The sequence below is a fragment of the Pantoea sp. SGAir0418 genome, assembly GCF_043529865.1.
Genome location: NZ_CP027911.1, coordinates 2,184,483 through 2,204,431, shown reverse-complemented (window position 1 = coordinate 2,204,431; position 19,949 = coordinate 2,184,483). Strand labels below are relative to the sequence as shown.

The window sequence follows — 19,949 nt, the reverse complement described above, 5'->3', positions numbered from 1 at the left end:
TTACACCGTCGCGCTCATCAGATGGGCCATTTCATCTTTGACCGACTGCACCTGCGGGCCAATGACTACCTGCAGATTGGTCTGATTGAGGTGCACCACGCCGATGGCGCCGTTGGCTTTCAGCGCGGCATCGTCGACCTTGCTCATGTCGGCCACCGACAGGCGCAGGCGCGTCAGGCAGTTATCCAGCGAGGTGATGTTGTCAACGCCACCCAGCGCCGCGAGAATCGCTGGCGTGTTGTAGCCGGATTTGCCCACGCCGGCGCGGCTGACCTGCTGCTCAACGCGGCTGGTTTCTGCTTCGCGGCCTGGTGTTTTGATGTTGAAACGGGTGATGGCGAAACGGAAGATGGCGTAGTAACCCACAAACCATACGGCGGCAATCACCGGCACCCAGTACCATTTGGTCGAAAGGCCGTGCAGCACGCCAAACACGAAGAAGTCGATCACGTTACCGTCGGTATTACCAATGGTCACGCCAAGCATTGCCATCACGGTGAAGCCGAGACCGGTCAGCAGTGCGTGGATCAGATACAGCACCGGTGCGACAAACAGGAACAGGAATTCGATCGGTTCAGTAGTGCCGCCAACCACGCAGGCAACCACGCCCGAAATCAGCAGGCCTTTAATTTTGTGACGGTTTTCCGGGCGCGCGCAGTGGTAAATCGCCAGCGCTGCCCCCGGCAGGCCGCCAAGGAATGCCGGCATTTTACCCTGCGACAGGAAGCGGGTAGCGCTTTCCGCGAAGCCGTGAGTTTCCGGACACGCCAGCTGCGCCTGGAAGATGGTCAGCGCGCCGCTGACGCTGTGACCACACACCTCCATGGTACCACCGGCATCGGTGAAGCGAATAATCGCCACCAGAATATGCTGCAGGCCAAACGGCAGCAGCAGACGTTCACCGGTGCCGAAGATCATCGGGCCGAATTCGCCTGCGCTGTTGATCATCCAGCCAAGACCGGTGATCGCGCGCGCAAAGAATGGCCAGATCAGCGGTACCACCAGCCCCAGCAGGCCCATCACCACGGTTGTGATAATCGGCACAAAGCGCGTGCCGCCGAAGAATGCCAGCGCATCCGGCAGGCGAATATTGTGGAAACGCTCGTGCAGCCAGAACACCACAATGCCGACAATCACCGCGCCGAGAATACCGGTGTCGATGGACTGAATGCCGAGAATGTTCTGCACGTTATTGGCTTTCAGCACCGCCGCATCGGTAGTCGGCAGAATCCCGTTGATGTTCAGCCAGAAGTTAACGCTGAGATTGAGCACCGCAAAGCCGACGAAGCCGGCAAATGCCGCCACGCCTTTGTTTTCCCGCGCCATGCCCAGCGGGATGGCGATGGCAAACATCACCGGCAAATAGCTAAAGGCAAAGGAGCCGATTTTCGCCATCCAGATAAACAGGTATTGCAGGAACGGCTGGTCGAGCAACGGAATCAGCGTCAGTACATCATGGCTGCTGAGTGAACTGCCGATGCCCAGCATGATGCCGCAAAACGACAGCAGCGCCACGGGTAGCATGAAGGTTTTCCCCAGGCTCTGGAAAAATTCCCAGAGCGACATTTTGGGTTGGCTGTGAGGCATAGTCTCTCCTGGCTAAAAAGTAACAAGCGGGTAAAGTGGTGGGGGATGATAAAACGTTTTATCACGGCTTTTTGTGGTGATAATCACAAAGCGTGACGAGCATCAGGCTTTATTTTTATGTGAATCAGTGTAACGTTTTACCTCTTTGAATTTTCCGGCAACGAATAGCGTCACACTATGTCCCAGCAAAAAATCACCATCCATGATGTCGCGCAGGCCGCTGGCGTATCGGTCAGCACGGTATCGCTGGTGCTGTCCGGCAAAGGGCGGATTTCACCCGCCACCGCCGCGCGGGTGAATCAGGCGATTGAGCAACTCGGCTATGTGCGTAACCGCTCAGCCTCCATGCTGCGCGGCGGTGAGAGCGGGGTGATTGGCCTGATCGTGCGCGATCTCAGCCAGCCCTTTTATGCGGCAATGACGGCGGGACTGAGCGAGGTGCTGGAGCAGCAGGGCAAAGTGCTGGTGCTGACGCAGAGTGGCCAGCACGGCCAGCATCTGCAGCGCTGTTTTGATTCGCTGGCGGCGCAGGGTGCCGATGGCATTGTGCTGGGCGGCGCGGTGGCGCAGGCGGAATCGCTGCGGCTGCAGGCGCAGGAGCAAAATATTGCGCTGATCTGCGCCGCGCGCGCCAGCAGTCTGGAAAAAGTCGATTCGCTGCGTCCGGATAACAGCCAGGCGGCGCGGATGGCCACCGAGTATCTAATCAAACAGGGACATCAGCGCATTGCCTGGGTGGGCGGTCTGGGTTCCTCACTGACGCGCGCCGAACGTATCGGCGGCTATTGCGCCACGCTGCTGCAGTACGGTTTGCCGTTTCGCCCGGACTGGATTATCGAATGTGACGATCGCCAGCAGAGTGTCTCTGCGCTGACGCAGGCGCTGCTGCATCAGCATCCGCGTATTACTGCTATTCTGGCCCACAATGCCAGCACCACGCTCGGCTGCTATTTCGGCGCGCTGCGCAGCGGCCGCACCCTCGGGGAAGATGCCGTGGACAGTTACTACACCCAGCAGCTGGCGCTGGTCGGCTTCAACGACGATCCGCAGCCTGAGCTGAACGATCCGGCATTGACGTTTGTCAGCAGTGAAGCGCGCATCGTCGGGCGGCGCGCGGCAGAACGCATATTACAGCGCCTGGCGCAGCCACAGGCCGATGTGCAGACGTTAATCGTGCCGCCGCAGCTGGTGCAGGGCCGTTAAGCCTGTCGCCCGCCCGGCGTCAGGTCATTATTCGCCACGTTTCTGTTACCGCTGCTTACCGATTTTCAGCCGGCCTGTGATCATCGTTCTGCTTATGCATTGCGGGCCAGCAGAAAATAAAGATTAAACTTCGGCATCAAATCCTGACACGAAATTGTCATAATATGGCCAGCGTTAAATAAAAATCAACGCGTTAGCCATTTTTATAAATTACGCAAATTTTGTATTGATTAATATTCTTTACCGGCCGCGCCTGTATTTTATTCAGGCTGGCTGATGTTATTACCTGTCACAAAATGTGTATTTTCTTATTGTTTAGCGCGGGTTTACTTGCTCGCTGGATTTGTGACTGGCGAGGAATATACTGCCAGCTATGCTTATTTTTCCTGTGCCGGGGCACGTATGAAAATAATCGTAAACGGGAAAGGTTATCCGGAAAAGAGAAATATCATCGTCAACGATTCACACCATTATCTCAATCTGAAATATAAAAATATCTGGTTTTATCGTAACGCCGTCAGGCAGAAAATCCGCAAAGCCAATAAGTTGTTTATTTTCGCGCCACTACCGTTCTCGGTGCCGGACGATGCGCAAATCATCCATCTTTTTAATGAGGTGGCCTGCACGAAAAAACGCTGGATGGCGACATTTGAAACCGAAATTCCGCGCGTGCTGCCGGTGCCGGGCATGGCCAAACTGCATAATCCACAATTGCAGAAACAACTCAAACTGATCGCGGCACCGCAGTGTACGGCGCTGCTGGCTATCTCCGACGCGACGAAAAAAATTCAAATCAAGCTGTTACAGGCGTTTCCGCAGCAGGCTGCAGCCATTTTGCCCAAACTGCACACCCTGCATCCGCCACAGGCAATTATCTGTGATCGGGTCAGGCCGGTGAATCAGGCGAAGCTGACGTTCAGCTTTGTCGGCAATGAGTTTTATCGTAAAGGTGGGGCGGAAGTGGTGCTGGCGTTTAGCGAGTTGCTGGCAGAAGGCATCATTCACCCTGACAGCGTGCAGGTGAATTTAACGGGCAACCTGAAGCATCGCTATAATATCGCGCACGGCGCGCAGCAGGATGACGCGCAATTTCATCAGCGGATTGAAGACCTGATTAATCAGCAGGCAATCTTCAGGCATGAAACATTTTTGCAAAATGATCGGCTGATGAAAATGCTCGAACAGACCGATGTGGGATTATTACCGACCTGGCAGGATACCTACGGCTTTTCAGTGCTGGAAATGCAGGCGTGCGGCTGTCCGGTCATTACCACTAATGTGCGGGCACTGCCGGAAATAAACCCGGCCTCGGCCGGCTGGCTTATTGAGTGTCCGTTGAATGATATGTTTGAAATCGCTATCGGTTCAGCGCAGGAGAAACAGGCGATCAGGGACAGAATTATTGCGCAGCTCAAACAGATCATCACGCAGATGATGGCGCAGCGCGAGGCGATCAGCACCCGCTCGGCGCGGGCGCTGCAAAGAATTAAAGACCAGCACGATCCGGCGCGCTTTCGCGCCAGCCTGGACGCTTTTTATCAGTTAGCTGGCGAGGCCGATCGGGCCTCAGGCGTGAACGCACCAAAGCGAGTGGATATATGACCGGCCGGTTTAGCCGCTTCTCATCAACCCTGGGGGCAGAGCGGCGCTGGCCTGACGGCCAGCGCCAGGTGAGTTAACGTGCTTTCGTCGTCAGATCAAGAAAGGGATGTTTGCCCGCCAGCAGCAGCAAAAACTCATATTCTCCCTGACTGAGCGGGGAGGGTTTTGCGGTGGACTCCTTCATCTGCCAGACGCGCAGGCTGAGGTCGAAGCGCTCCGCGGCAAGCAGTTGTGTCATGCCTGCGGCAATACGCAAGTCGCGGACATCGGTTTGAACCGGTACAAGGTGCTGCAATAATTGATGACTCATAAATTTTTCTCTTATTGTGGCCTTTCCCTGGCGGTGTTGTTATGTGCTGCACGCAGCGTCGGTCAGAGGCTGGCAAGGCTGGCCGCAACAGCAGCGGTGCCGGTGCCGGATGTTGTTAACTCGGATTGAGCCCCGGGCGGTGGGCTGTCAGAAAAACGAAAATGGCTGATCACCGCCGCCAGCGTTCCGGTACGGCCATTCAGGCTGCCGGCCGAGGTGGCGATCTCTTTCACCAGTGCGGCATTCTGCTGGGTAACGCGATCCAGATCGGTCACGGCCAGCGTAACCTGGGCAATGCCTTTGCTCTGTTCGTCTGACGCCAGCGCAATCTGGCCAATCAGCGACGTGACGGCGGAAACGCTTTGCGTGGCGCTGTCCATGATGGCGCCGGCGCGCTGCGCGGTTTGTGCGCCCTCGCCGACACGCGTCACCGTGCCGTTAATCAGGCCTTCAATTTCCTTCGCGGCGCTGGCGCTGCGTTGTGCCAGCGTGCGCACTTCAGCTGCCACCACGGCAAAGCCGCGTCCCTGCTCACCGGCGCGGGCGGCTTCAACCGCCGCGTTCAATGCCAGAATATTGGTCTGAAACGCGATGCTGTTAACCGTGGCGGTAAACTGACGGATTTTATCGGCTTCGGCGGCGATGTCTGCCATCATCGCTGACACGCTTTTGACCAGCGCTTCGCCGTCGCGCGTGGTGCGCGCCGCATCCTCAGCCAGCTCGCGCGCTTCGCCGGCGCTGTGGGCATTTTTCTCTACGGTGGCGCTAAGCTGCTCCATGCTGGCCGAGGTCTGCTCGAGCGCAGCCGCCTGGCGGGTGGTGCGGTCGGACAGATCGGCATTGCCGCTGGCGATATCCGCAGACTCCTTGCGCAGCACGTCGGTGTTGTCATGCACGGCGCGCACCGTGGTCAGCAGGCTCTGCTGCATCAGCCTGACCAGCGGAATCAGCTGACCCACACAATTGCGGCCAAAATCCTGCGGTTCCCGCGTAAGATCGCCAGCGGCGATGCCGCGGAAATGTTCCCGCAGCGCCCCCAGCGGCCGTACCAGATGCGTGACCAGAAAACGGTCACAGAACAGCAGCAGCGCGAGCATCAGCAGTGCAGCAATGCCAAAGGCCATTTGCAGACGCTGGCGATCGGACTGGTCGGCATGGTTATTCGCTGCGATGTCACGCTGCAGCAACTGCAGGCGCTCAGCCGCAGGCACCGCAAAGTCAGCCGGCGATGCGGTGAGAGCGGCACGCAGCGGCGCCCAGTCGCTATCGGCCGGCGCATCGGCCGCTACGGCCGCTTTCGCCGCCGTGGTTCCCGATGCCATCACTAAACTGGCGCGATTTAGAAACAGCAGCTGGCTGGTCAGGGTGGCGTTATGCAGTTCGCGCTGATGCATGTCGCGCAGCACCGTGCTGCCATAGATCCCGGCCAGCGCCACAATCAGCAGCGCCGCGACCAGGATGCACTGCACAACCCGGCGAATGGTGAAGTTTTTAAGAAATTGCATGGTGAGTTTCCCCGGTGTCGTTTAAGACACAATGGTGTCGAGCGTTATTATTTATTGTTCGCGATAATATCGCGTACTATGGTTTAGCGTTTTAAGCATGGCAGGGAATTCGGAAAAAGAAAATGAATCGTCGATAAAATATTTCTTTCCGCAAGATGCGTTAAATTAATTTTCATGCTGACGATATCAGCCCGGCCGCAGCATTAAACATGGCGAAAAAGTAAATAATGATTAATCGTTATTTCCGTTTGCTGAAATAGTATTCTCCACGACTTAATAATTTGCATTAAGTCACGCGCGGCTATTTTATTAACCCTATCCGTTAATATCCGCCCGGCGTAACATGTCTGAATAGCATGCCACGCTAACGTGGTCTTTTTTGCCGCGACCCTGACCATTTATAAATTCACACTGTACAACACCGGGCCCGTAGGGCGTCCGGTTGGCGAACCGCCGTGCGGTTCCAGGCTGATCGCCAGCGTAGCCTTGGCCAAGGACTGTGATTTTTCAATCGGGTAGTGCTGCGACGCCGTGCCGCTGATCAGGCCGAGCGACACCGGTGACTCACCCGGCGGAATCAGCCAGAGTTCCAGGCTCTGATCCGCCCTGACCGCTCTGGCCTGCAGCGGGGCCAGGCTAATCACATCCTGCTGGCGGTTGGCGCTTACCACCCATTGTCCACTGTGTTGCGCATCGGTCAGTACCGCTAACGGCGTCATCGCCGGCTCGCGCAGCCAGTATGCCGACAGCGCCAATCCCAGCGCGACGCAGGCGGCCGCCAGCCACGGCAGAGTGCGACGTTTGGGCGCGGTGCGTGTTTCCGCTGGCAGGGAAAGCACGATTTTTTTCCATAGCGTCGCCGGCGGCGTGATCGGCGGCTGCGCCAGATCGAGTCCGGCTAACAGCGTTTGCCAGTGCGCCACGCGCGCTGCCAGCGCCGGCTCGGCCTGCAGCCGGCGCTGAAAACGCAGGCGTGCGCTGCCGCGCAGTGTGCCGAGGGCGTATTCTGCAGCCAGGGCTTCGTCTCGCTGCACCTTGTCGCTCATAGTCCTACGCACTCCCGTAAATGTTCCATCCCGCGTCGAATCCAGCTTTTCACCGAGCCCACCGGCTGCTGCAGCCATCCGGCGATGTCCGCATGTGACAAGCCCTGATAGTAGGCCAGCGAGATAGACTGGCGCTGCTCACTGCTGAGATGCTTCATACACTGGTGTAAGCGGGCGACCTGCGGATCGCACTGCTCATCAATGCGGGTGTCATCCAGCGCGCTGCTGTGTTCGTCGAGCCAGGTTTCGTCAGTGTTAAATTGTCTGGCATAGCCGCTGCGCAGCCAGTCAATACAGCGGTTGCGTACAATGTGCGTCATCCAGGTAAGCGGCGAACTTAGCGCACTGTTAAATGACGCGGCGTTGTGCCAGATGGTGATATAGCACTCGTGCAGAATCTCTTCCGCCCACGCCCGCTGGCGTAACATGCGCAGCGCTACCGCAAACAGGTGCGGTGACGTCAGCCGGTACAGCTGTTCAAACGCAGGGCGATCGCCACTGGCGACCGCCCTGATTAAGGCTATTTGTTGCTCAGCCTGAGACGCGTCCATAATACTCCTGGCGGGTTTATTTAACCTTACCGAGTATAGACAGTTATTCAGGCATCAAAACAGTATCAATAACATCAATCACGCCATTTTTCTGATTAACATCATAAGTGCTGATATTCGCCACATTACCCTGACCATCTTTCAGCTGAATATTGTGCGGACCGTTGTTCATAATCCACAGCGGCTGACCATTCACCGTTTTCAATTCGGCTTTACCGCCACCCTGTTTAATTTTTTGCTCCAGCGCTTTCATATCATATTTACCGGCGACCACATGGTAGGTCAGCACGCTGGTGAGTTTGGCTTTGTTTTCCGGTTTGAGAAGTGCATCAACGGTGCCGGCAGGCAGTTTGGCAAAGGCGGCGTTAGTCGGTGCAAAGACGGTGAACGGACCTTTACCCTGTAAAGTATCGACCAGACCCGCGGCTTTAACAGCAGCGACCAGCGTGGTGTGATCCTTCGAGTTCAGGGCATTTTCAATAATGTTTTTTTGTGGATACATTGCCGCACCGCCCACCATCACCGAGTCGGTGTGCATGGCCGCCATCGAAGTGTTAGCGCCAAGCAGGGCAGCAGACAGAACGGCAAGACTGATTAACTTTTTCATCATATATCCTCATTGAAGGAGCAGAAAGGTGCTCACAAAGGGATATACGTACGGTGCGGCTGAACGGATGCAGAAAAGGGTGAAATATTTTTGCCGGGGGAAAACGGCAGCCCGGAGAGGGCTGCCGCGGGGATTACTCTGGCATGCCTTCGCTGGTTGGCGCGCCTAACATGTAGCGCGACAGAAACTGCTCCAGCGTCATTTTGTCGCCATTCATGGTGACCTGACCGTTAGCGTATTGCAGGCTGGTAGTGATGTTATCGTCCTGCTGCTGCGTCAGGCGGAACATCTGGCCCATCGCCGCCAGGCCTTTCACCTGCTGATCGGCCAGCTTCTGCGCGTCACCACCCTGATAACCTTCCGCCAGCCCGACGTGACGCATCACTTCGGTCGCCATCGGCATATTGATGCTCAGCTTGCCGTCGAGCGTTTTCAGCACGCGATCCACAGCGGCACCCAGACTCTGCGGTTCACCGGTGACGGTCGCCGGATCGTTAAAACCGACGTTAAGGTTGAACGTGCTCTCGCCTTTGTCATTTTTCCAGCTCAGCGGCGCCACGCTTACGGTCGGCGAACCTTTCAGCAGGGTCGGCAGGTTATTTCTCAAAATGGTCTGCACGCTGGCCTGGTAGCGGATAGGATCGTCCACCACGCCAGGCTGGTTCAGCAGATCCTGCATCTGCGCATTGTACTGGTCAGAGAAGGTTTTCACCGCCTGAGCACCAAACTGCGCAAATTTCATCGCCAGTTTAGCTTCGCCGAACGGCTGTTTCTGCAGGCTGATGTTATCGACCTGATAATCAATCTGGCCGCCAATCTTGCCGTCTTTGTTGTCGAACGAGGACTTCCCGTCCAGCTTCTCCAGCGTCAGGCCTTCCTGACCGTTGATGCTGGCGTCGAGCTTATCCAGCGTGATGGTCTGGTCGCCGACGCGCACGCCTTCCGGACTCAGGTGGGTGTCACCGCCCAGCTTCAGACCGTTAAGGGTAAACAGCACCGGTTGCTGCAGCTGGTTTTTGCTGGTGACGGCGATGCTGGTGAAGTCGCCCTGCAGACTGATTTTGTCGCCTTTGCTGTCCGCGCTGACGTTGAGCGTGCCGCCGTTGGTGGCGAGGCGATCACCGGTCTGCGCATTGCTGTAATCCACCGGCAGCAGGTGCAGCGCGGTATCGGTCGCGCCGCTGTAACCAACGCGGGTATCGGCATTAACCAGCGATTTGCCCTGGGTCAGTTCAAACAGTTTCTTCACCGCATCGGTGTTTTCCAGTTCGGTGTGCACCGAGGCCATGCTGGGGATCAGGTTGCCGCGCTTCAGCTGAGCAAACGGGAAAGGACCGTGGTCGATGGTTTCGTTGAGCACGATGCTTTGGCCCGGCTTCAGCAGCGGATTGTCTTCGGTCTGCGAACTGGCCTGAATTACCAGTTTGGTTTTGCTGCTGAATACGCCACGCTGGTAATCCTGATAGCTGAGCGTCAGACGGCTATTCGGCGCGTACGCGTTGATCTGGCTGTTGGCATTTTGCAGCATCTCATCCATGTGGCTTTCCAGCTGTTTACCGGTAAACCACGCTGCGCCAGTCCAGATTACGCCGAGCGCCACAATCACACCTACGGCAACCTTGGTCTTTTTCATCGCTGAGTCGTCCTTATCCTTGCGTGCGCATACCGTTGGGCCGCGCGACGGGTGAAGAAAAACGCCCGCAGGCGTTTTTTAATTAATAGTTTGAAATAATAGCAGTTAATGCTGCAGGCGTCAGCCGCCTCACGTCAGCGCGTTGAACACCCGGGCGAGACGGCCGGTCCCCGCCGCGCTCACCGGCGACTCGCTGACTGCGATAAAGCAGGATTCGCCCGGTTGCAGTACCAGCTGCTGCCCGGCCTTTTCAATCACCGCCTGGCCTTCAATGCAGAACAGCAGGGCGGCACTGTGCTGCGCCAGCGTTTGCGGCGTGGCTGAAAGCGTATGGATGGCGAAGGCAAAATCTTCAACCGGGATCGGGAAAATCAGGCTGTCGCCCTGCGTCTGCGGCTGCGTGAGCAGCGTCGCCGCCGGTTTGGCCTCGAACTTCAGGTTGGCCAGCAGTTCCGGGATATCAATGAATTTCGGCGTCAGGCCGGCGCGCAGCACGTTATCCGAATTCGCCATCACTTCCAGCGCCACGCCTTTCAGATAGGCATGCGGCGTTTCGGCGAACAGGAACATCGCCTCACCCGGTTGCAGGGTGATGACATTCAGCAGCAGCGGTGAGAACAGGCCATTATCGTCCGGATAGTCGCTGGCGATGGTTTTGATGGTCTGCCACGGTTCGCCTTCGCGCGCGTTCAGCGCGGATTTCAGCACGCCGAGCGCGCGGGTTTTGCTCTCGTCTTTCAGCGACAGCAGGGTAGCGAACAGTTTAGCCAGCGCGGCTTCGCTGGCGTTTTCGAGGAAATGGGCGATCTGCGGATGCGCGCCCGCGACCGGCTCCAGCAGCGAGACAATCTCAGGCAGTTCGCGAAAGCCGTTCATCGCCTGGAATGGCGTCAGGGCATAGACCAGCTCGGGCTTGTGGTTAGCATCTTTATAGTTGCGCTCGGCGGCGCTGAGCGGAATGCCCGCCGCGTTTTCACGCGCGAAACCGGCTTCTGCGGCAGTTTTACTGGGATGCACCTGAATCGATAACGGCTGATCGGCGCACAGCACTTTAAACAGAAACGGCAGCTCACCGAAACGCTGCGCTACCGTGGCGCCCAGCGTCGCGAGCGGATCGTCATTGATCACGTCACGCAGCGAACGGGTGACGCCATTCACTTCAACGGTAGAGGGGCTTTTCGGGTGCGCGCCCATCCATAATTCCGCCATCGGCAATCCCTGCGGGTTTTCGATGCCGTAGAGTTCGGTCAGCGCGGTTTTGCTGCCCCATGCGTAATTTTGCAGCGAATTGTTCAATTTTTGCATCGTTTACCCTTAATAACGGTAAGTAAATAAGCGTATTAAAGCAGAAAGTGCCATAGAAAATACACGAACAAGTGCAATAAACGCGATGGGCTCGCATAATGTTAATTTCTTGTATGTGACCATCTTGCTCGCTCTAAGGCGTCGCGGGAAGACGACTTAGGCGGAAACCTCAAAATCTGAGCTAAGGAGACGTAGTCATGGCAGCCAACCGCATTGAAAAAGATTCAATGGGTCCGATCGAAGTTCCGGCAGATAAGTTGTGGGGCGCACAAACGCAGCGTTCGCTGGAGCACTTCCGCATCTCCACCGAGAAGATGCCCGTGGCGCTGGTGCACGCGCTGGCGCTGACCAAGCGCGCCGCCGCCCAGGTTAACCGCGATCTGGGGCTGCTGCCGGCTGAACGGGCCGGGGCAATTATCGACGCCGCTGACGAGGTGCTGGCCGACCAGCACAGCGACGAGTTCCCGCTGGCCATCTGGCAGACCGGCTCCGGCACCCAGACCAATATGAACATGAATGAAGTGCTGGCTAACCGCGCCAGCGAACTGCTGGGCGGCGAGCGCGGCATGTCACGCAAAGTGCATCCGAATGATGATGTTAACAAGAGCCAGAGCTCCAACGATGTGTTCCCGACGGCGATGCACGTTGCCGCGGTGATTGCGCTGCGCGAACAGCTGATCCCGCAAATCGAGGTGCTGAAAAATACCCTGAGCGAGAAGTCCGCCGCGTTTAAAGACATCGTTAAAATTGGTCGTACCCACCTGCAGGACGCCACACCGCTGACGCTCGGCCAGGAGATTTCCGGCTGGGTTGCCATGCTGGAGAACAATCTGAAGCACATCGAACACAGTATTCCGCACGTCGCCGAACTGGCGCTGGGCGGTACCGCAGTCGGTACCGGCCTGAATACCCATCCGGAATATGCGGTGCGCGTGGCGAAAGCGCTGGCCGACCTGACGCAGCAACCCTTTGTCACTGCGCCCAACAAGTTTGAAGCGCTGGCGACCTGCGATGCGCTGGTGCATGCGCACGGCGCGCTGAAAGGCCTGGCCGCCTCGCTGATGAAAATCGCTAACGATGTGCGCTGGCTGTCGTCCGGTCCGCGCTGCGGCATCGGTGAAATCAGCATCCCGGAAAATGAGCCCGGCAGCTCGATCATGCCAGGCAAAGTCAATCCTACCCAGTGTGAAGCGCTGACCATGCTGTGCTGCCAGGTGATGGGCAATGACGTGGCGGTGAACATGGGCGGTGCGTCCGGTAACTTCGAACTCAACGTCTACCGGCCAATGGTGATCCACAACTTCCTGCAGTCGGTACGGCTGCTGGCCGACGGCATGGACAGCTTCAATCACCATTGCGCGGTGGGCATTGAGCCCAACCGCGAGCGCATCGATCAGCTGCTCAACGAGTCGCTGATGCTGGTTACCGCGCTGAATACCCATATCGGCTATGACAAAGCGGCGGAAATTGCCAAGCAGGCGCACAAGCAGGGGCTGACGCTGAAGGCCTCGGCGCTGCAGCTCGGCTACCTGACCGAAGCGCAGTTTGACGAATGGGTGCGGCCGGAAGAGATGGTTGGCAGCATGAAGCAATAGCTTTGCTTTACTGCCGGACACTACAGCGCGACCTGTCGCGCTGTTTTTTTGCCTTACAGACGGTCACTCCATAAATGCAGCCGCGGGATGATCAGATGCAGCGGCTGCGCCAGCGGCTTGTAACGGTGCGTGATGTTTTCAGCATCGTAATCCAGCAGTTCACCCAGCGTCGGCACCTGCGTACGATCGCGGCACAACACCAGCAGCGGCGAAGGGCAGGCCAGCTGCAGCTGTTTTTTCTCGCTGGCGCGCCACAGCCGCGCGATAGGTTGCACTTTAACCGGCCGCTTGATCTTCAGTTGCGCGCCGTCCGGCAATGACCGCACCCGCTCCAGCTCCTGCTGCACTTTCTCTGCCCACTGTTCGCGCGTCCACGGCGCCTGCGCGCGGTTCGCCTTCAGGCTGCGCTCCAGTTGCCCGACGATGGCCTCGCGCGTCACCTTTTTGATGATGTTTTTATTCGCCCAGCCAAAACGCAGCGTATCCGGCGCCTGCAGTAGCGTGACGCTGCGGTAGGCGTTGAGCGTGATCAGGCCACGCAGATGCTGGTGCACAAACTCAAAACGCGCCTCGCTTGGCAGGCCGGAGTCGACGGTGATCAATTGCTCCAGCCGCTGTTTAAGGGTGTTGATGGTCGTGACCTGCTGCTCCAGTCCCTGGCTGGCCGCCTCATCCGCCTCAATGCAGAGGGCGCCAGGCAGACGCACCGCCGCTTTGGTGCTGAGTTTTTCTGACTGATGCTGCATAAACAGGCGGCAATAGTGGGCGAGGGCCATTTCGCGCGCGCGTTTACCGAGATGCTGGGTCACCGCGATGCGGTTGATTTCATCATGCTCTTTGCCTTTCTCGATTTCCGGCAGGCTGAACACGCGCGCCAGCAACAGCGGCTGCTGTTCAACCGACGCCCGCAGTGCAGTGAGTTCGCGCTCCAGCGTATTGACGCATTCATGTAAATCAGCCACCAAATCATAGCGAGCCATCGCGGTTCTCCATAGTTACAACATACCAAAGGGTGGCACTGAATGACGTGGCGAGCAAGCAGGCATACTAGTTACAACATACTGAAATAAGGTTTATCCATCCAGTCGCTGAAACCCCGGCGTGGAATTCGGCTCAACAGGGCGCGCGGGCATTTTTCCTGTCGGATGAACATGTTATAACCGTGATTTACCTGTTAACGGATATTAGCTGTGGAGTATCAGCCAAAACCGGGCGCGCCCGCTATCGTCACGCTCGGCGCCGTGCAGATCCTGTCATGGGGCGGATCATTTTATCTGATGGCCGTGATGGCTAACCCGATCATCGCGGAAACCGGCTGGTCGCAGCAGTGGGTGTATGGCGCACTTTCGCTCGGCATTCTGGTCTCTGGCCTGCTGGCACCGCTGTGCGGCCAGCTGATTGCCCGCGCACACGGTCGCCGGCTGCTGGCGGCGAGCGGGGCGGTGATGGCGCTCGGGCTGGTGATCATGGCGCTGAGCCACAATTTGCCGCTGTTTCTGTTCGCCTGGCTGATTATCGGCGCGGGCATGGCGATGGGCCTGTATGACGCGCTGTTCGCCACGCTGGGCACCTTATATGGCGGCCAGGCGCGTGGCGCGATTACCGGTATTACGCTGATTTCAGGATTCTGCACCTCGCTGGTGTGGCCCGGCATCGCGCTGCTGATCCACTGGCTGGAGTGGCGCGGCGCCTGTCTGGCTATTGCCGCGCTGCTGTGTCTGGCGGTGCTGCCGGCTTACCTGTATGCGCTGCCAGCGCCGCGCACGCCATCCATACCAAAAGCCACGCAACAGCATACCGCACAGAATTCACTGGCTCCCACGCTGTTCTGGCTGCTGTGCAGCATCTTTACCCTCGCGTCGGTGATCATGACGGCGATATCGGTGCAGCTGATTACCCTGCTGCAGGCGAGCGGGCATTCGCTGAGCGCCGCGCTGGCGATCAGCACGCTGCTGGGGCCGTGCCAGGTGGCGTCGCGCATTGTCGATATGGCGTTCAAACGCGGCCATCCCATCTGGACCACTTTCTTCTCGGTCGGACTGGTGGCGCTGGGATTACTGCTGCTGGCCTGTTATCCCGCGTGGGCGCTGGTGAGTATGGTGCTGTACGGTGCAGGGAATGGCTTGCGGGCTATCGTGCGCGGTACGCTGCCGCTGGCGATGGTGAAACCGGAAGAGTACGCCATTGTGGTTGGCCGCATGGCGCGACCGGCGCTGATTGGTCAGGCGCTCACACCGCTGATTGGCGGCTATATTTTCCAGCATTCCGGTGCGCAGGCTACGCTGTGGCTGTTATGCGGGCTGGCGCTCATCAACGTGCTTTTGGTGGTGGTGCTGAAGCGGAAATTGCCGGCAGGCGCTCCGGAATCCGCAGGTTGAAACCGCCACTGACGGCTAACGGGCAGAGATGGCCGCTGCTGCGCTTTAGTGGCGATCCGTCAGATATTGCAGCAGGCAACACAACGCGCTTAACAGCAGAGTGCAGCCAGCCGAGACAATGAAAGGCAGCGGTGCCATCCGTACGCATTGCCATAAGGTTGGCGCGTTCAGGCAGCTGGTTGCCGCCGTGATGATGCCTACCATCAGCGGGAGAACGGTCAGCAATAACGCGCCGACGACCGGGGATAATACAGACATTATTTCGCGCCTCGAAAATAGTAACGGCGCGCATTTTGTGCAAAAAATAGCAAGGGAATCCTGACACGGATCAATATTATTCCTTTCAGAAGCCGGTTAATCGACCCTGACGCAGCCCCCTTCGCCGGGGTGTTTTTGTTTCTTACACAGAAACAATGGCTTGTCTGAAGGTCGGATGCGCACACGGCGCACCACGCGTGCAGAAATAATCATCCCTTTGTCACAACGTCCTTTGCCAGCCCGCAGCTACAGCGGTGGGGGCAAAAAAGTGACACATCGCGCATATTGTTGCGCGAGGCTCAGAGTGCTAAAGCGGTCAGCGGCATGTTATACTGGAATCTTTTTATTTAAATTCAATATATTAAGTCGATATCAAGGCGGGTAATAGCGCAGGTTAGTCACGGGTGGAAAGCATTTTCGGTATTCTAAAAAGCAACAGTGTTTGTTATATTTATTGCTCATTGATTATTCACTGCCGCGGTATGAAAACAAGAAGATAGGCCGCAACTCAGGAAACAGAAATGCTAGATTACCGCTTCCCGACAGCTTTGCAGATGGTTTTGAGCGTAGCGATGGCGGAGCAATTGGGTAAACGCTCGACCAGTGCCATTCTGGCGTACGGTCTTGAAGCGAACCCCAGTTTCATTCGGAAACTCATGGTTCCGTTAACGCGCGATGGCATCATTGTCTCGACGCTTGGCCGTACCGGCTCGATCCATCTGGGTCGTCCGGCCGCTGAGATCACGCTGCGCGATATCTACACCTCAGTGATTGAAGACAAAAAACTGTGGGCGTCGCGCCCCGATGTCGCACCGCGCTGCCTGGTCAGCGCCAACCTGTGCTGGTACTTCAAATCGATCGCGGAGCAAGCGGAAGAGGCGTCGCTTAAAGTGCTGGAAACCCGCACCGTCGCCGATGCCCTTAACGAGCTGAAAAAGCACGATACCAGCAACTGCGAACCGCTGCCTGACCTCGAAATCGCCGAACTCTGCAAAAAAGACCGCTAACCTCCCGTGCGCATCGCTGATGCGCACCTTTCCATTCCGCTTCTGTACGCACAATCTACCCCTGTAAATCCTGTGAAATCACGCTGCTGTGCTCTGGCGCAGAGGCGCGCTGTTGCTGTGTAACATCGTCATGCTGCGCCAGGCAAAAAAAATCCGGGCACGGTGGCCCGGATGGGTTTTACTCCTTAGCGTTTACACCGTCTGCGTTTCCACCGCTGGCTGCTGTTTGCGCGTCACCAGCTTACGCAGCGTCACGTAGAACACTGGCGTCAGGAACAGGCCAAACAGCGTAACCCCCAGCATGCCCGAGAACACGGTGATGCCGGTGACGCCACGCACTTCGGCGCCCGCACCTTCGCCCAGAATCAGCGGCACGGTGCCGGCGATAAAGGCGATGGAGGTCATAACGATAGGGCGCAGACGCAGGCGACAGGCTTCCAGCGCCGACTCCACAATCCCTTTGCCCTGCATCTCCAGTTCGCGGGCGAACTCGACGATCAGGATGGCGTTCTTACATGCCAGCCCCATCAGCACCACCAGACCGACCTGGACAAACACGTTGTTATCGCCGCCGGTCAGCCACACGCCGACCAGTGCGGACAGCATCGTCACCGGTACGATCAGGATCACCGCAAGCGGCAGCGTCCAGCTCTCATACAGCGCCGCCAGTACCAGGAACGCCAGCAGCACCGCCACCGGGAACACGATAAACGCGGTGTTGCCCTGGGTTGCCTGCTGATAGCTCAGGTCGGTCCATTCGATATTCATGCCGTTCGGCAGCACCTGGCTGGACATCGCCTCGAGTTTCTCCATCGCCTGCGCAGAAGAGAGCACGCGCGGATCGGCATCGCCAATCAGGTCGGCCGCCGGATAGCCGTTATAGCGAATCACCGGGTCCGGACCGTAGGTGGTGGTGATGTTCACCATGCTGCCAATCGGCACCATCTCACCGCGATCGTTACGGGTGCGCAGGTTTGCGATATCCTGCACGCTGTCGCGGAAATCCCCGTCGGCCTGCGCCATCACGCGCCAGGTACGACCAAACTTATTGAAGTCGTTGACGTAAGAGGAACCCAGATACACCTGCAGCGTCGTGAACAGATCGGTCAGCGATACGCCCTGTGCTTTGGCTTTGTCGCGATCGACCTGCACATCCAGCTGCGGCACGTTGGCCTGATAGGAGGAGATCGGGAACATCATGCCAGGCGTCTGCATCACCGCACCGGACAGGGTATTAATCGCGGTTTGCAGAGCACCATAGCCCAGGCCCGCACGGTCCTGCACATACAGCGAATAGCCCGATCCTTGGCCCAGACCGAGGATCGGCGGTGGCATGATGGAGAAACCGAAGCCCTGCTGGATTTTGGAAATTTTCGCGTTGATCTCAGCGTTGATTTCCGCCGCAGTGCGGCTGCGCTCGCTGAACGGCTTCAGACCGAAGAACACCGTGCCGGTATTCGGCGTATTGGTGAACTGCAGCGCATTCAGGCCGGGGAAGGCGACGGAGTAGGCCACGCCTTCGGTGTTCATGCCGATTTCGCTCATCTTACGAATCACTTCATCGGTACGCGCCAGCGATGAGCCTTCCGGCATCTTCACGCCACCAATCAGGTACAGCTTATCCTGCGTCGGAATAAAGCCACCTGGCACGGTATGGAACATAAAGCCGGCACCGGCCAGCAGCAGCACGTATACGCCAAACACCGCACCGCGCCGGCGCAGGGTTTTGCCGACCATCGATTCATAGCCGTCTGAGCTGCGCTGGAAGAAGCGGTTAAACGGCCGGAACACCCAGCCCAGCAGACGATCGATCAGGCGCGTCGGCAGGTCCTTCGGCGCACCGTGCGCCTTCAGCAGTTTCGCCGCCAGCGCCGGAGAGAGCGTCAGCGAGTTAATCGCCGAAATCACCGTCGAAATGGCAATGGTCACGGCAAACTGCTTATAGAACTGACCGGTTACGCCCGAGAGGAAGGCCATCGGCACAAATACCGCACACAGCACCAGCGCGATGGCGATAATCGGCCCGGAGACCTCGCGCATCGCCTGGTGAGCCGCCGCCACCGGTGTTAAGCCCTGCTCAATGTTACGTTCGACGTTCTCCACCACCACGATGGCGTCATCGACCACGATACCAATCGCCAGCACCAGCCCGAACAGACTCAGGGTATTGAGCGAAAAGCCCAGCAGATAGAGCACGCTGAAGGTACCGACCACCGACACCGGCACGGCCAGCAGCGGGATGATCGAGGCGCGCCACGTCTGCAGGAACAGAATCACCACCAGCACCACCAGCACGATGGCTTCGAACAGCGTCTGGACCACGGCGCGGATCGAGTCACGCACGAACACCGTCGGGTCATAAGGCGCGGCCCACTGCACGTCATCCGGGAAGCGCGTTGCCAGCTCGGCCATCTTGGCGCGTACCGCATTCGACAGGTCGATGGCGTTTGCGCCCGGTGACTGGAAGATACCGATACCGACCGCATCCTTGTTGTTCAGCTGCGAACGCAGGGCATAGCTGCCGGAGCCCATCTCGATGCGCGCCACGTCACGCAGGCGCACCAGCGTGCCGTCATCGGCGGTTTTCAGGATGATGTTGCCAAACTGCGCCTCATCTTCCAGCCGCCCCTGGGTGTTGATCGACAGCAGAAAATCGCTCTCTTTCTTCGTCGGCTCGGCGCCGAGCTGCCCGGCAGAAACCTGCACGTTCTGCTCCTGCATGGCGCTGACCACGTCGCCGGCGGTCATGCCGCGCGCCGCCACTTTGTTCGGGTCGAGCCAGACGCGCATCGCGTAGTCACCGGCACCGAAGATCTGAATCTGGCCGACGCCTGGCAGGCGCGCCAGCTCATCTTTCACCTTCAGCGTGGCGTAGTTACGCAGATAGAGCGAATCGTACTTGCCGTGGGGCGAGAACAGATGCACCACCAGTGTCAGGGTAGGTGACTGCTTCTGGGTGGTCAGGCCGAGCTGACGCACCTCTTCCGGCAGACGCGCTTCAGCCTGTGCCACGCGGTTTTGCACCTGGACCTGCGCCTGGTCGGGATCGGTCCCCGGGCGGAAGGTCACGGTGGTAACCAGCACGCCATCTGAGCCGGCCACCGACTTCATGTACATCATGTTTTCCACCCCGTTGATCGCTTCTTCCAGCGGCGTTGCCACCGAATCAGCAATCACTTTGGGGTTGGCACCGGGATATTCTGCGCGCACCTGCACGCTGGGTGGTACCACGTTGGGGTATTCACTGATCGGCAACAGCGGAATGGCGATCAGTCCGGTGGTAAATATCAAAATCGACAGCACCGCGGCGAAAATCGGTCGGTCGATAAAAAAGCGGGAGAAATCCATAACGGGCAGTCTCG

At 58.0% G+C, this 19,949-nt stretch carries 16 protein-coding genes; 5 read left to right on the top strand and 11 right to left on the bottom strand.

The genetic code is table 11. The features are described 5' to 3' along the window. Positions 1 to 1,587, bottom strand: a complete 1,587-nt coding sequence (gene malX, locus C1N84_RS10110; protein ID WP_031279154.1) for a maltose/glucose-specific PTS transporter subunit IIBC — start codon at positions 1,585 to 1,587, stop codon at positions 1 to 3. A gap of 177 nt (positions 1,588 to 1,764) precedes the next feature. On the opposite strand from malX, the gene malI reads away from it, so the two are divergent. Next, on the top strand, positions 1,765 to 2,790 hold the full coding sequence (gene malI, locus C1N84_RS10105; RefSeq protein ID WP_031279152.1) for a Mal regulon transcriptional regulator MalI: 1,026 nt from the start codon (positions 1,765 to 1,767) through the stop codon (positions 2,788 to 2,790). A 402-nt stretch (positions 2,791 to 3,192) separates the two neighbouring features. Then, on the top strand, positions 3,193 to 4,392 hold the full coding sequence (locus C1N84_RS10100; protein ID WP_211726264.1) for a glycosyltransferase: 1,200 nt from the start codon (positions 3,193 to 3,195) through the stop codon (positions 4,390 to 4,392). 73 nt (positions 4,393 to 4,465) lie between these two features. On the opposite strand, the gene C1N84_RS10095 is transcribed toward C1N84_RS10100, so the two are convergent. The 7 genes from C1N84_RS10095 to manA form a co-directional block, all read right to left on the bottom strand. Then, complete coding sequence (locus C1N84_RS10095) at positions 4,466 to 4,702, bottom strand: hypothetical protein (RefSeq protein ID WP_058769724.1); 237 nt, start codon at positions 4,700 to 4,702, stop codon at positions 4,466 to 4,468. Positions 4,703 to 4,764: 62 nt separating this feature from the next. Then, positions 4,765 to 6,207, bottom strand: a complete 1,443-nt coding sequence (locus C1N84_RS10090) for a methyl-accepting chemotaxis protein (RefSeq protein WP_249217842.1) — start codon at positions 6,205 to 6,207, stop codon at positions 4,765 to 4,767. Between the two features lie 398 nt (positions 6,208 to 6,605). Further along, on the bottom strand, positions 6,606 to 7,253 hold the full coding sequence (locus C1N84_RS10085) for an anti-sigma factor (protein WP_125309646.1): 648 nt from the start codon (positions 7,251 to 7,253) through the stop codon (positions 6,606 to 6,608). Continuing rightward, positions 7,250 to 7,804, bottom strand: coding sequence for a sigma-70 family RNA polymerase sigma factor (locus tag C1N84_RS10080; RefSeq protein WP_125309644.1), 555 nt, complete (start codon positions 7,802 to 7,804; stop codon positions 7,250 to 7,252). Before C1N84_RS10080 ends, C1N84_RS10085 begins: the two co-directional genes overlap by 4 nt. Before the next feature lie 43 nt (positions 7,805 to 7,847). After that, positions 7,848 to 8,411: a fasciclin domain-containing protein gene (locus C1N84_RS10075; RefSeq protein ID WP_136547780.1), complete on the bottom strand. Its 564-nt coding sequence runs from the start codon at positions 8,409 to 8,411 to the stop codon at positions 7,848 to 7,850. 133 nt (positions 8,412 to 8,544) lie between these two features. Beyond that, entirely contained in the window at positions 8,545 to 10,044 is a 1,500-nt protein-coding gene (locus C1N84_RS10070) for a YdgA family protein (protein ID WP_394541616.1), read from the bottom strand. A gap of 129 nt (positions 10,045 to 10,173) precedes the next feature. Then, positions 10,174 to 11,349, bottom strand: a complete 1,176-nt coding sequence (gene manA, locus C1N84_RS10065) for a mannose-6-phosphate isomerase (RefSeq protein ID WP_264441303.1) — start codon at positions 11,347 to 11,349, stop codon at positions 10,174 to 10,176. 197 nt (positions 11,350 to 11,546) lie between these two features. Here manA and fumC point away from each other — a divergent pair, with 197 nt between their 5' ends. Continuing rightward, entirely contained in the window at positions 11,547 to 12,944 is a 1,398-nt protein-coding gene (gene fumC, locus C1N84_RS10060) for a class II fumarate hydratase (RefSeq protein WP_394541615.1), read from the top strand. A 53-nt stretch (positions 12,945 to 12,997) separates the two neighbouring features. Here the strand turns inward: fumC and tus are convergent, their stop codons facing one another. Next, positions 12,998 to 13,924 carry a DNA replication terminus site-binding protein gene (gene tus / locus C1N84_RS10055; RefSeq protein ID WP_264441302.1) on the bottom strand — a complete coding sequence of 309 codons (927 nt, stop codon included), beginning with the start codon at positions 13,922 to 13,924 and terminating at the stop codon, positions 12,998 to 13,000. A 210-nt stretch (positions 13,925 to 14,134) separates the two neighbouring features. Between tus and C1N84_RS10050 the strand changes: the two genes are divergently transcribed. Continuing rightward, entirely contained in the window at positions 14,135 to 15,322 is a 1,188-nt protein-coding gene (locus tag C1N84_RS10050) for an MFS transporter (protein ID WP_264441301.1), read from the top strand. 45 nt (positions 15,323 to 15,367) lie between these two features. Here the strand turns inward: C1N84_RS10050 and C1N84_RS10045 are convergent, their stop codons facing one another. Continuing rightward, on the bottom strand, positions 15,368 to 15,580 hold the full coding sequence (locus C1N84_RS10045) for a hypothetical protein (protein ID WP_104092896.1): 213 nt from the start codon (positions 15,578 to 15,580) through the stop codon (positions 15,368 to 15,370). Between the two features lie 521 nt (positions 15,581 to 16,101). Here C1N84_RS10045 and C1N84_RS10040 point away from each other — a divergent pair. Continuing rightward, positions 16,102 to 16,587, top strand: coding sequence for an RrF2 family transcriptional regulator (locus C1N84_RS10040; RefSeq protein ID WP_031279147.1), 486 nt, complete (start codon positions 16,102 to 16,104; stop codon positions 16,585 to 16,587). A 192-nt stretch (positions 16,588 to 16,779) separates the two neighbouring features. On the opposite strand, the gene oqxB is transcribed toward C1N84_RS10040, so the two are convergent. After that, entirely contained in the window at positions 16,780 to 19,935 is a 3,156-nt protein-coding gene (oqxB, locus tag C1N84_RS10035; RefSeq protein WP_058758475.1) for a multidrug efflux RND transporter permease subunit OqxB, read from the bottom strand. Positions 19,936 to 19,949 lie beyond the last annotated feature (14 nt).